Annotated in this window: 12 protein-coding genes; all 12 read left to right on the plus strand. The window is 63.9% G+C overall.

Annotated elements, in window-relative coordinates:
- The first annotated feature begins 152 nt into the window (after window positions 1-152).
- The 12 genes from folP to SO180_RS40640 all read left to right on the plus strand — a co-directional run bounded on the left by folP (window position 153) and on the right by SO180_RS40640 (window position 12,783).
- Window positions 153-1,001: a dihydropteroate synthase gene (folP, locus tag SO180_RS40585; protein ID WP_449384399.1), complete on the plus strand. Its 849-nt coding sequence runs from the start codon at window positions 153-155 to the stop codon at window positions 999-1,001.
- Window positions 998-1,375 carry a dihydroneopterin aldolase gene (gene folB, locus SO180_RS40590; protein WP_449384388.1) on the plus strand — a complete coding sequence of 126 codons (378 nt, stop codon included), beginning with the start codon at window positions 998-1,000 and terminating at the stop codon, window positions 1,373-1,375. Before folP ends, folB begins: the two co-directional genes overlap by 4 nt.
- Complete coding sequence (gene folK, locus SO180_RS40595) at window positions 1,368-1,859, plus strand: 2-amino-4-hydroxy-6-hydroxymethyldihydropteridine diphosphokinase (RefSeq protein ID WP_449384389.1); 492 nt, start codon at window positions 1,368-1,370, stop codon at window positions 1,857-1,859. The genes folB and folK overlap by 8 nt, the downstream gene beginning before the upstream one ends.
- Before the next feature lie 87 nt (window positions 1,860-1,946).
- Window positions 1,947-3,818, plus strand: coding sequence for a methylmalonyl-CoA mutase family protein (locus SO180_RS40600; RefSeq protein ID WP_449384390.1), 1,872 nt, complete (start codon window positions 1,947-1,949; stop codon window positions 3,816-3,818).
- On the plus strand, window positions 3,815-4,279 hold the full coding sequence (locus SO180_RS40605; protein ID WP_449384391.1) for a GFA family protein: 465 nt from the start codon (window positions 3,815-3,817) through the stop codon (window positions 4,277-4,279). The genes SO180_RS40600 and SO180_RS40605 overlap by 4 nt, the downstream gene beginning before the upstream one ends.
- Before the next feature lie 175 nt (window positions 4,280-4,454).
- Window positions 4,455-6,611, plus strand: coding sequence for a methylmalonyl-CoA mutase (scpA, locus tag SO180_RS40610; RefSeq protein ID WP_449384392.1), 2,157 nt, complete (start codon window positions 4,455-4,457; stop codon window positions 6,609-6,611).
- Complete coding sequence (locus SO180_RS40615) at window positions 6,608-7,285, plus strand: hypothetical protein (RefSeq protein ID WP_449384393.1); 678 nt, start codon at window positions 6,608-6,610, stop codon at window positions 7,283-7,285. The genes scpA and SO180_RS40615 overlap by 4 nt, the downstream gene beginning before the upstream one ends.
- Window positions 7,286-7,622: 337 nt before the next feature.
- Complete coding sequence (locus tag SO180_RS40620; protein WP_449384394.1) at window positions 7,623-8,369, plus strand: RsiV family protein; 747 nt, start codon at window positions 7,623-7,625, stop codon at window positions 8,367-8,369.
- A gap of 132 nt (window positions 8,370-8,501) precedes the next feature.
- Window positions 8,502-9,485 (plus strand): tripartite tricarboxylate transporter substrate binding protein, encoded by a 984-nt coding sequence (locus tag SO180_RS40625; RefSeq protein ID WP_449384395.1) that lies wholly within the window; start codon window positions 8,502-8,504, stop codon window positions 9,483-9,485.
- Window positions 9,486-9,565: 80 nt separating this feature from the next.
- A complete protein-coding gene (gene meaB, locus SO180_RS40630; protein WP_449384396.1) occupies window positions 9,566-10,555 on the plus strand; it encodes a methylmalonyl Co-A mutase-associated GTPase MeaB in 990 nt (329 codons plus the stop codon).
- Window positions 10,552-11,199 carry a pyroglutamyl-peptidase I gene (locus tag SO180_RS40635; protein WP_449384397.1) on the plus strand — a complete coding sequence of 216 codons (648 nt, stop codon included), beginning with the start codon at window positions 10,552-10,554 and terminating at the stop codon, window positions 11,197-11,199. Before meaB ends, SO180_RS40635 begins: the two co-directional genes overlap by 4 nt.
- Window positions 11,200-11,412: 213 nt before the next feature.
- Window positions 11,413-12,783: a TIGR03808 family TAT-translocated repetitive protein gene (locus tag SO180_RS40640; RefSeq protein WP_449384398.1), complete on the plus strand. Its 1,371-nt coding sequence runs from the start codon at window positions 11,413-11,415 to the stop codon at window positions 12,781-12,783.
- Window positions 12,784-12,955: the final 172 nt, after the last annotated feature.

Here is a 12,955-nt window from a genome sequence, read left to right on the forward strand (position 1 = left end):
TGATCACGGCGTTCGAGGGGTGTCCACACCCTCACCGCCGCTTACCCCAGTCGCCGCTTACCCCATAGCATCTGGATGCCCCGCCTTCGCGGGGCATGACGTCGAGGATGATGCGTCTTGACTTGACCTCCCCGACCGCGCAAAGCGACCGCATGAGCGCCTCGCCCTCGCACCCTGCCCCGTCCACTGCCCCATGGCTACGGACGCTGCTGACCAGGCCGGTCCCGGCCGTGATGGGCGTGCTCAACGTCACCCCGGATTCCTTCTCCGACGGTGGGCAGTTCATCGCGCCCGACGAAGCGCTGGCGCAGGCGCGTGCCATGATCGCCGATGGTGCCGACATCATCGACATCGGGGCCGAATCCACCCGACCCTACAAGGGCGCCCAGCCGGTCACGGCGGAGGAGGAGCTGCGGCGGCTAAAACCCGTGCTCGCCGACATCGTCGGACTCGGCGTGCCGGTCTCGATCGACAGCATGAAGTCGGAGGTCGTGGCTTTCGCGCTGGACCAGGGCGTCGCGATCGCCAACGACGTCTGGGGCCTGCAGCGCGATGCCGGCATGGCGGCGGTAGTAGCGGCGAAAAAAATCCCGGTCATCGTGATGCACAACCGCGATAGCGTCGACCCCGCCATCGACATCATTCAGGATATGATCGCGTTCTTTCAGCGCTCGCTCGACATCGCAACGAAGGCGGGCATCGCCGAGGAGCACATCGTGCTCGACCCCGGCATCGGCTTCGGCAAGACGCCGCAGCAGAGCATGACGGCGCTGGCGCGCCTCAACGAGCTCAGCGCCTTCGACCTGCCGGTGCTGGTCGGCGCCTCGCGCAAGCGATTCATCGCATCCGTATCACCGTCGGAGCCCCAGCAGCGGCTTGGCGGCTCGATCGCCGCTCATCTCATCGCCGCGCAGCGCGGCGCGCGGATCATCCGCACCCACGACGTCGCCGAGACTCTGCAAGCCCTGCGGGTCGCCACCGCCATCGAAGGTAAGCCATGACAGATACGATCTTCGTCACCGGCCTAGTGATCCATGCGCGCCACGGCGTGATGGAGCATGAGACCGAGGTCGGCCAGCGCTTCGTCATCGACCTCGAGCTCTACGCCGACCTCCAGGAATCCTCGCGCACCGACCGGCTCGTTGACACCGTCTCCTATGCGGACGTGGTCTCGACCACGACGGCTGCGTTCAAGAACACCAATTACAAGCTTTTGGAGCGCGCAGCCGGTGCGGTGGCCGATGCCATCCTGTCGCATTTTTCGCGCATCCGTGCGGTGAAGGTGACCGTGCACAAACCGCATGCGCCGATCGCCGCCATCTTCGATGACGTTGGCATAGTGCTGACGCGCTCGCGGCACCCAAACCATGGCTAGCGCGCTAATCGCGCTGGGCGGCAATGTCGGCGACGTCCGCGCGACGTTCAGAAAGGCGATCTCCCACATCTGCGGCATGGCGCAGGCGGTGCTGGTCGCGCGTTCCTCCGACTACACGACGCCACCCTGGGGCGATGAGGACCAGGCGCCTTTCGTCAACGCCTGCATCGAAATCGAGACCAGCCTCGATCCGCACGCGCTCTTGTTCGTGATGCAGAAGGTCGAGCAGAAATTTGGTCGGACCCGCGACAAGGAACGGCGCTGGGGGCCGCGCACGCTCGATCTTGACCTGATCGCCTATGACGATGTGTCCTTGCAGACGCCGGAGCTGACGCTGCCGCATCCGCGCCTGTTCGAGCGCGCCTTCGTGCTGGTGCCGCTCGCCGAGATTGCGCCCGACCGCATGATTGGCGGCATCCGCGTGCGCGACGGCCTCGCCAGCGTCTCAACACAAGGAATCGAGCGGCTCCCGGATACCGGTTAACCAAAATCAACCGTTTGCAGGGGCGGCCGGCCGTGGCAATTTCGTCCCCAACGATGAGAACGAATATGTCCGGGAGTTTCCTGCCGAATGACCGCCGTGACTGACGATCTGCTGCTGGCCGCGGACTTCCCCAAGGCGAGTTACGAGGATTGGCGCAAGCTGGTCGATGGTGTGCTGAAGGGCGCGCCATTCGAAAAGCTCGTCGGCAAGACCTACGACGGGCTGAAGATCGATCCGCTCTATCCGCGCGCCAAGGATCTCGCGCCCGTTGCGGGTCGGCAGGCGGCCGCGCCCTGGCAGGTCATGCAGCGGATCGACCATCCCGATACGGTGCTCGCGAATGCCCAGGCACTCACGGACCTGGAGAACGGAGCGACGGGGCTTGCGCTGGTGTTTGCCGGCGGCAACGGCAGCCATGGCTTTGGCCTGGAACCGACGGCGGACGCAGTCGCTAAGGTCCTAAGGGAGATTCACCTCGATGCCGGCATCTGCATCGAGCTTCAGGTCGGCCCGCAATCGCGGATGGCCGCGATCCATGTTGCGGAATACGTCAAGAGCAAGGGCATCGATCCTGCCGCCTGCGACATCCGCTTCGGCCTCGATCCACTCGCGGCCTGCGCGGTCTGGGGTCATAGCCCCTACGCCTGGGAGGAGATCGTTCCCGCGGTGACCTCCGGGATCAAGGGCCTCGTGGCGCTCGGCTTCAAGGGACCGTTCGCATCCGCAGATGGACGCGTGATCCATGATGCCGGCGGATCGGAGGTGCAGGAGCTCGCCTTTGTGCTCGCCTGCGGCGTTGCGTATCTGCGCGCGATCGAAGGCGCCGGCGTTCCCTTGGAGCAGGCACAGGGCATGGTCTATGCGCGGCTTGCGGCCGATGCCGACCAGTTTTTGACCATGGCAAAGTTCCGCGCGCTGCGACTATTGTGGGCGCGCATCGAGCTGGCCTGCGGCTTGACGCCGAAGCCGCTGTTCATCGCGGCCGATACCGGCTGGCGCATGCTGACGCAGCGCGACCCCTACGTGAACATGCTGCGTGCGACCATGGCGACGTTCGCCGCAGGCCTTGCCGGCACCAACTCCGTCACGGTGCTGCCGCACACGCTGGCGCTGGGGCTACCAGACGCGTTCGCACGGCGCGTGGCGCGCAACACGCAGCTCGTGCTGCTCGAGGAGAGCAACCTCGCAAAGGTCTCTGATCCGGCGGCAGGCGCAGGCGGCATCGAGGCGCTCGCGACGCAGCTTTGCGAGGCGGCCTGGACGCTGTTCCAGGAAACCGAAAAAGCCGGCGGGGTCTTTGCCGCGCTTCAGCAGGGCCTGATCCAGGGCAAGGTCCACGCAACGCGCAAGGCGCGCGAGGCCAACGTCGCAAAGCGCCGCGACGTGCTGACTGGCGCGAGCGAGTTTCCGAACCTGCAAGAGAGCGATGTGGCGGTGCTGCCGGCGACGCCGGTCGCGCTTGCGCCTTACGGCGAGCAAAAGTTCAAATTCGCCCCGCTTGCGCCGATCCGCCTTGCGGAACCTTTCGAGGCGCTGCGCGACAAATCCGACACCAGGCTGAAGGCAAGCGGGGTGCGGCCCAAGGTGTTTCTGGCCAATCTAGGTACGGCGGCCGATTTCACCGCGCGCGCAACCTTCGCAAAGAGTTTCTTCGAAGCCGGAGGCATTTTGGCCGTCGATAGCGAGGGCTTTGCCGATCCGGCAAAGCTTGCCACCGCCTTCAAGGCATCGGGCGCGGAGCTCGCCTGCCTTTGTTCCAGCGACAAGGTCTATGCGGCCCATGCAGAAGCCTCGGCCAAGGCCCTGCAAAGCGCGGGCGCGAAGCATATCTATCTGGCAGGCCGGCCGACCGGGACCGAGGCCGCGTTGCGCACGGCCGGTGTCAGCGGGTTCGTCTTCGCGGGCGCCGATGCACTGGCCACGCTGCAGGATGCCTATCGACGGATGGAGCAGGCATGACCGAGACCAGCAAACCCGTTCTCACCGGCGGCTGCCAATGCGGCGCGGTGCGCTTCGCGCTGTCGGTCGCGCCGAACAAGGTCAGCATCTGCCATTGCCGGATGTGCCAGAAGGCGAGCGGCGCGCCGTTCGCCTCCTTTGCCGATATCAACAAGACGGATTTTTCCTGGACCAAGGGCCGGCCGTCGTTCTTTCGTTCCTCGACGATCGCCGAGCGCGGCTATTGCGCCGCCTGCGGCACGCCGCTGAGCTTCGGCCGCATCGACGGCGAGCGGATCGAGATCATGACCGGCGCCTTCGACCGCCCGGATCACGTGGTGCCGACGCGGCAATACGGAAGTGAATCCCGGCTCGGTTGGGTCGTCGGAATCGCAAACCTGCCGAGTCAAACCACGCAGCAGAACTACGGACCGGAGAAGATGGCGACCATCGTCAGCCATCAACATCCGGATCATGATTGATATGCTGGGATCGGATTATGCTCCGTTTCCTGGCAGGATTTCTGATCGGAGTAAGCCCAATGGTGGTCGTGTGGTCCATCGACCATTTCTTCACCAAGGCTCCGCCAGGGAGCGTGGCCAAAAAGAAGCTTCAAAGGCTGATCGACCGAAACCGCAGGTTTGAGGATTCCAAGGAATGAGCCGCATTCCCAATTTCGCCGACGTCGCCTTCGAGCGGACTACAACCGCCGCTCCGACCGGCAGCGCCGAGCCATGGCTGACCCCCGAGGGCATCCCGGTAAAAAGCGCTTACAGCGAAGCCGATCTCGCCGGCCTCGACTTCCTCGATGCGTACCCTGGCATCGCGCCGTACCTGCGCGGCCCCTACCCCACCATGTACGTCAACCAGCCCTGGACCGTCAGGCAGTATGCCGGCTTCTCCACGGCGGAGGATTCCAACGCCTTCTATCGTCGCAACCTCGCGGCGGGACAGAAGGGCCTCTCGGTCGCCTTCGATCTCGCGACCCATCGCGGCTATGATTCCGACCATCCGCGCGTCGGTGGCGACGTCGGCATGGCCGGTGTCGCCATCGATTCCATCTACGACATGCGCACGCTGTTTGCCGGTATCCCGCTCGATCAGATGAGCGTGTCCATGACCATGAATGGCGCGGTGCTGCCGATCCTCGCGCTGTTTGTGGTCGCCGCCGAAGAACAGGGCGTGCCGCCGGAAAAACTGTCGGGCACCATTCAGAACGACATTCTGAAAGAGTTCATGGTGCGCAACACCTACATCTATCCGCCGAACCCATCGATGCGGATCATTTCCGACATCTTCGCCTACACTTCGCAAAAGATGCCGAAGTTCAATTCGATCTCGATCTCCGGTTATCACATGCAGGAGGCTGGCGCGACGCAGGATCTCGAGCTCGCCTATACGCTCGCCGACGGCGTCGAATATCTTCGTGCTGGCCTCGCCGCTGGCCTCGACGTCGACCGCTTCGCGCCGCGCCTGTCGTTCTTCTGGGCGATCGGCATGAACTTCTTCATGGAAGTCGCCAAGATGCGCGCCGCGCGGCTACTCTGGGCCAAGCTGCTGAAGCCGTTTGGTCCGAAAGATCCGCGCTCGCTCTCGCTGCGCACGCATTGCCAGACCTCCGGCTGGTCGCTGACCGCGCAGGACGTCTTCAACAACGTGATGCGCACGACGGTGGAGGCGATGGCGGCGACGCAAGGCCACACCCAGTCGCTGCACACCAACGCACTCGACGAAGCGCTCGCGCTGCCGACTGACTTTTCCGCGCGCATCGCCCGCAACACGCAACTCTTCCTGCAGCAAGAAAGCGGCACCGCACGCATCATCGATCCCTGGGGCGGCTCCTATTATGTCGAGCGGCTGACGCGCGATCTCGCCGCGAAGGCCTGGGGCCACATCCAGGAGGTCGAGGAGCTCGGCGGCATGGCCAAGGCCATCGAAGCCGGCGTGCCGAAACTGCGCATCGAGGAGGCTTCCGCCAAGACGCAGGCCCGGATCGATGCGGGCAAACAGGCGGTGATCGGCGTCAACAAGTACAAGCCGTCCGATGAAGCGCCGATCGAGATCCTCAAAGTGGACAACACCAATGTCCGCCGCCTGCAGATCGACAAGCTGACTCGGCTCAAATCCGAGCGCAACCAGGTCGATGTCGATGCCGCGCTCGCCGCGCTGACGCGTTCGGCCGGCGAAGGCAACGGCAATCTTTTGGCGCTCGCAATCGACGCCGCGCGCGCGAAGGCAACCGTCGGCGAAATTTCCGACGCGATGGAAAAGGTGTTCGGTCGCCACCGCGCCGAGATCAAGTCCATCACCGGCGTCTACAAGCGGGAGGCGTCCGCCATGGGCAGCCAGGTTGAAAAGGTGCAGGCGCTGATCGACGCCTTCGAGGAGGCGGAAGGCCGCCGTCCGCGCATTCTCGTCGCCAAGATCGGCCAGGATGGCCACGACCGGGGGCAGAAGGTGATTGCGTCGGCCTTTGCCGACATCGGCTTCGACGTCGACATCGGGCCGCTGTTTGCCACCGCCGACGAAGCCGCGCGCCAGGCGGTCGAGAACGACGTTCACATTCTCGGCGTCTCCTCACTGGCCGCCGCCCACCTCACTGCGGTGCCGGAATTGAAGGCGGCGCTGAAGAAGCACGGCCGCGAGGACATCATGATCATCGTCGGCGGTGTGGTCCCGCCGCAGGATTACGAGGCGCTCTACGCAGCAGGAGCCGAAGCGATATTCCCACCCGGCACCGTGATCGCTGATGCCGCCGCGGAGCTGATCCAAAAGCTCAACGCCCGGCTCGGCCACAGCGCGGCGGCGGAGTGAGTGATAGCTCCGAGGGCGAGCAACCATGGCACTCCTATGAACCAATTCAGCGCTATGAATCGCTGTTCCCTTTGTTGCCAAACTTTGTTGCGCACTACACTATAGGTGGTAAGCGCCTTCCACGAATTGGTCTATCGAACAGGCTTGATCTCCAGTTTCGAAAAGTTCTTCTAGCCGCACTTCTGGCTAGCAGAATGCAGATCGGGCTTTCTTATGCCGAGAAGCGTTACGCAAAAGATCCCCTGGAGACACGATGGCTAGGACTTACCGAGAGAATCGACCAGATTTACGGTGAGGGTCAAAAGTACCTAGGATGGTATCTTTCGTTCGGAAAAGATCAAATCAAGAGTGTGGGTGACCCCTCGCAAGACAATCTGTCTTGGCAGTTCTTTTTTCGAACCATCGGCTCGCTCGATGCGGCAAAGCGCTTGTCGGAACTTGGCTATCTATGTGAAGTAGCCACGATCCTAAGAGCAGCATTGGAGCAATTCGCGTTTTGCGCAAGGCTGTTGTCTCTGGGACCATCGGAAGAAGTGAAGACTATACGTCCGATTCAGTGTCTGAATTACTTCAAGACGTTTGTGCCAGCGACCGGACAGCTATATGGCCTACTGTCAAAGTACACGCATTTTGAGTTTGACCATCACACGCACTTTTTCATCCAAAGAGATTAACACCATACAGCGAGGGGCGGTGCTTCGAGCCTACGCCACGCACCTACTTTTTCTCACTATGGCTTGTGTCGGCAAGTACATCCTAGTTGCCTCTCCATCCCAGTTCAAAGACGTTCCAAAATCAGTACGAGAAATTAGTACATTCATAGATGCCGTTGACACATTTTCCAATGAAGTTTGTGAAATCCTGGCTTTAGATGAAGTGCTAGCCAAAATGGATATCTTGCTTCAGGACATCATCAAGGGACGACCGTAGACGTTCGAACGCGACAAGGTAGTTGGTCCAATCATGCTTGTTTCTCTGAACATTCGGCCAACGCTGGCAGCTTTAGCCCTCATGCTTTCGATTGGCGCCAGCTTTAGCTATGCCGCCGATCCCGAGCCCGATGCGATCATCAAGAACAGGACCATCGAGGCCCGCGTGCTGCTCGACGACCAGATCAAGGCCGATCCTGCGCTCGCCGCCGATTGCCTCGCGGAAGGCAAGAAATGGCTCGAGAAGAACGCGGCTGATGCCGCCGCCTCGCGCAAACAGGATCCGCAATTCTTCCAGAACGGCGGCTGGGATTTCGAGCGCAAATACACGATCCGCTCGGTGGTTGCCGACCGCTATGTCAGCCTGGTCCGCGCCGATTACATGGATACCCACGGCGCGCATCCGAATTCCGGCGTCGACACCATCCTGTGGGACAAGGCGCAAGCCAAGCGAATATCGATCCGTCCGTTCTTCACCGAGACTGCCGACAACGGCGCGACGATGAAGGCGATGCAGAAGGCCGTGATCGCCTCGCTGCGAATCGAGAAGAAGAAGCGCGATGCAGGCGAGACGGCCACCAACGAGTGGTTCAAGGGCGTCGAGCCGAGCCTGCTCAAGATCGGCGCCGTGACGCTCGCGCCTTCGACCGAGGCGGGCAAGAGCTCCGGTCTCACCTTCCACTATCCGCCTTATGCGGTCGGCCCTTACGCCGAGGGCGAATATGTCGCCTTCACTTCGTGGGAGACGCTGAAACCTTATTTGACGCAGGAAGGCGCGCGGATTTTCGGCGGCGCGCGACCGAAGGGCGACGAAGACGACGGGCAGTGATTCGACGCGGCATGGACGACGCGTTGCTCACAGCGCAACTGGTCCGGCCGACTTGCCGCGCTGGTGCAAAGCTGCCAAAACTGGCGCGATAGACAGGGCGTCCGACGTTACAGGCGCCGCTGGAAGGTGCTCATGTCTGCCATCACGCGCCGCGCCTTTGCGGCATCGTCTGTCGCTGCCGCCGCTCTTGGACTCCAGCCGGCATGCGCGGAGACCTATCCTGCGCGGCCCGTGACATTGATCGTGCCGTGGGGCGCGGGCGGCGGCACGGATGCGACTGCGCGTGTTCTCGCGGCGATGCTGGAAAAGGAACTCGGCCAGCCTTTCAACGTGGTCAATCGGGTCGGCGGCTCAGGCGTCGTCGGCCACACCGCGATCGCAACTGCCGCTCCCGACGGCTACACGATCGGCATGCTGACCGTCGAGCTCACCATGATGCACTGGCAGGGGCTCACCGACCTGACGCCGCGGAGCTTCACGCCGCTCGCCATGATGAACGAGGACGCGCCGGGCATCCAGGTTTCCTCTTCCTCGCCCTACAGGACGGCCAAGGAATTGGCCGTGGCCATCAAGGACGCGTCTCCCGGAAAGTTCATTGCGTCAGGGACGGGTCAAGGCGGCATCTGGCATCTCGCACTGATCGGCTGGATGCAGGCGATGGGACTGCCGGCCAACCAGGTCGCCTGGGTGCCGTCGAACGGTGCTGCACCCGCGATGCAGGATCTCGCGGCTGGCAACATCGATCTCGCCACCTGCTCGGTGCCCGAGGCCCGCGCAACGATCGAAGCCGGGAGAGCGCGCAGCCTCGCCATCATGGCGCCTGCCCGCAACCCCGTCTTTCCCGATGTGCCGACCTTGAAGGAAGCGATGGGGATCGACTATTCGACCGGCGGCTGGCGCGGCATCGGCGGACCGAAGGGCCTGCCTCCGGAGATCGCTGCCAAGCTCACGACGTCGGCGAAGAGGATTTTCGACTCCGCGGAGTTCAGGGCCTTCGTGACCAATCGCGGCTTCGGCATGGCGTGGCGCGATGCCGGCCAGTTTGCCGACTTCATGGACAAGGGCGATGTCCAGATGGGCGCCGCAATGAAAGCCGCCGGCCTCGCCAAGACTTGACGTATCGAGCAGGCGAAGCCGGCCCCGTTGATCCCGGCCCCGGCCCTCGCCTGTCCCGCCCGGCCGTTGTAAAGCAGGGCATGATTCAGAAGAAGGCTTCGCTCGACGTCAAAGCCCTCGCCCGGGACGTCCGCTCCGGCAGCCGCGCGGCGCTCGCCCGCGCCATCACGCTGGTGGAGAGCCGGCGCGGCGACCATCAGGCGGCCGCGCGCGAGCTGGTGCAGCAGCTGCTGCCGGACACCGGCAAGGCGGTTCGCGTCGGCATCACCGGCTCGCCGGGCGTCGGCAAATCCACCACCATCGACGCGCTCGGCACGTATCTGATCGAACAGGGGCACAAGGTCGCGGTGCTTGCGGTCGATCCGTCCTCGGCGCGCAGCGGCGGCTCGATCCTCGGCGACAAGACCCGGATGGCGCGGCTCTCGGCGTCCGAGCATGCCTATATCCGCCCCTCCCCGTCGTCAGGCACGCTTGGCGGTGTCGCCGCGAAGACGCGCGAGGCTATGCTGCTCTGCGAGGCGGGCGGCTTCGACGTCGTGCTGGTCGAGACCGTCGGCATCGGCCAGTCCGAGACTGCCGTTTGCGACATGACCGATTTCTTCCTCGCGTTGATGCTGCCGGGCGGCGGCGACGAATTGCAGGGCATCAAGAAGGGCCTGGTCGAGCTCGCCGACATGATCGCGATCAACAAGGCCGACGGCGACAACCTGAAGCGCGCCAACATCACGGCCGCGGACTATCGCGGCGCGCTACACATTCTGGCGCCGCGCTCCGAACATTGGCATCCGCCGGTCGTGACCTATTCGGCGTTGACCGGTAACGGCATTGCCGAGCTCTGGCAGAAAATCCTCGATCATCGCAAGGCGATGAGCGCGTCGGGCGATTTCGCCGCGCACCGGCGCGAGCAGCAGGTGAAATGGATGTGGTCGATGCTGGAGCAGCGCATGCTGTCTCGGCTGCGAACCGAGGCCTCCGTCCGCACCAGGGTGAAGAAGATCGAGGCCGAGGTGGCCGATGGTCGCGTCACGCCGGCGCTCGCCGCAGAGCACATCATGGAGCTCCTGCAATGAGCGGCAAGCTTTGCGTCCTCCTCACCGGCTTCGGCCCGTTCCCTGGCGCGCCCTATAATCCGACGCAGCCTCTGGTCGCGCGGCTGGCGCGGCTGCGCCGTCCCGCGTTCGACGGCGTCGAGCTTGCGACCCACATCTTTCCGGTGACCTACGCCGCGGTCGACCAGCAATTGCCAGAGGTCCTCGCGAAGGTCAGACCCGATGCGCTTCTGATGTTCGGCCTCGCCGCACGCACCTCATACCTGCGCATCGAGACTCGCGCGCGCAACGCCGTCACCATGCTATGGCCCGATGCCGCCAATACCCGTTCCCGCACAGGCGCGATCGCGGCGAACGCAGACGCGATGATGTTTGGTCCGCACACTGCAAGGCTCCTGCGGGCCGGGCGACTGACCGGAATCGACGCGCGGGCCTCGCGCGATGCCGGTGCCTATCTCTGCAACTATCTGAGCTGGCGCGCGATCGAGAGCGTGAACGCCGGCGGGCCGAAACTTGCAGCGTTCATCCACATCCCGCTGCTGGCGCGCAGTGGCGCGTCGCGGCGCAAGGGAGCGCCGCGCATCACGCTCGAGGAGCTGGTCGATGCCGGCGAAGCGATGCTGATGGAGATGGTGAAGTTGGGGCGCCGCGATAGAGCTGCGTAGGGTGGGCAAAGGCGCGCGAGCGCCGTGCCCACCATCTATCCTAATCCGCGGTGACAATGGTGGGCGCGCTTCGCTTTGCCCACCCTACGGCACCCCGGCCTCGGTAAACATTTAACCCTACCAGCAACAATCCTCCGGCGCCTGACCGCCCTGCCGCATTTCTGCGCTACCTAACGCTCGCGGATGCGTCCCGCGTCCGCCGGAGGACGCGTTATGAACCTCAATCGCCGTCGTCTCATTGGAGCCTCCACCGCCGGCATTGCCGGTGCGCTGGCCATGCCTGTCGATGCCGCGCAGGCAGCGCCGCTGACGTCGGTGCTGGGGCGCGACGCCACGCAGTATGGCGTGCGGCCCGGCAGCAGCGAGGACCAGACGCGCGCGCTCCAGCGCGCCATCGATGAGGCCGCGCGCGCGCAGGCGCCGCTGGCGCTGCCGCCCGGCATCTACCGCACCGGGCTGCTGCGGCTGCAAAACGGCTCGCAACTCGTCGGCGTGCGCGGTGCCACGAAATTTATCTTCACCGGTGGTCCTTCGATGCTCCTCAGCGAAGGCGCCGGCTCGATCGGCCTCGCCGGCATCACCTTCGACGGTGGCGGCATTGCGCTGCCGACGCGACGCGGCCTCATCCACTGTCTCGGCGGACGCGAAGTCCGCGTTCTCGATTGCGAGATCACGGGCTCCGGCGGCAGCGGCATTTGGCTCGAGCAGATCTCCGGCGACATCTCAGGCAATATCTTCACCAACATCGCCGTGACGGCCGTGGTCTCGTTCGATGCCAAGGGACTCATCGTCTCGCGCAACACGATTCTCGGCACCAGCGACAATGGCATCGAGATCCTGCGCACCGCCGTTGGTGACGACGGCACGCTGGTCGCCGACAACCGTATCGAGGACATCAAGGCCGGCCCCGGCGGCTCCGGACAATACGGCAACGCTATCAACGCCTTCCGCGCCGGCAACGTCATCGTGCGCGGCAATCGCATCAAAAATTGCGACTACTCGGCAGTGCGCGGCAATTCTGCCTCCAACATCCAGATATCAGGCAACAGCGTCAGTGACGTTCGCGAGGTCGCGCTCTATTCGGAGTTCTCGTTCGAAGCTGCGGTGATCGCCAACAACACGGTCGATGGCGCCGCCGTCGGCGTCTCCGTCTGCAATTTCAACGAAGGCGGCCGCATCGCGGTGGTCCAGGGCAACATCGTCCGCAACCTGATCCCGAAGCGCCCCATCGGCACCGCACCCGATGACGATGCCGGCATCGGCATCTATGTCGAGGCTGACACCTCCGTCACTGGCAACGTGATCGAGAACGCGCCGTCCTACGGCATAGTCGCGGGCTGGGGCAAATATCTGCGCGACGTCGCGATCTCCGGCAACGTGATCCGCAAGGCCCTCGCCGGCGTCGGCGTGTCCGTGGTGCCGGGCGCCGGCACCGCGCTCGTCAACAACAACATGATCTCCGAGACCCCGCTCGGCGCCGTTGTCGGCCTCGACCATGCGCGAACGGTGACGACCGATTTGTCGGCTGACGGTGCGCAACGGTTTGCGCAGGTGATGGTGGGCGGGAATGCAGTGAGGCGGTAGTCATGACGACGCCAAAGTGGTGACGTCGCGCCAGCTGCCGCCACACCGTCATTGCGAGCGCAGCGAAGCAATCCAGAGTCTTTCCGCGGAGACAGTCTGGATTGCTCACATGGGGAGTTGGTGTGTCAAGGTGGTTGGTCAGCTCTTTGTTCGATTGCAGGCCAGCTCTTCG

This window comes from Bradyrhizobium sp. UFLA05-112 (assembly GCF_053572325.1).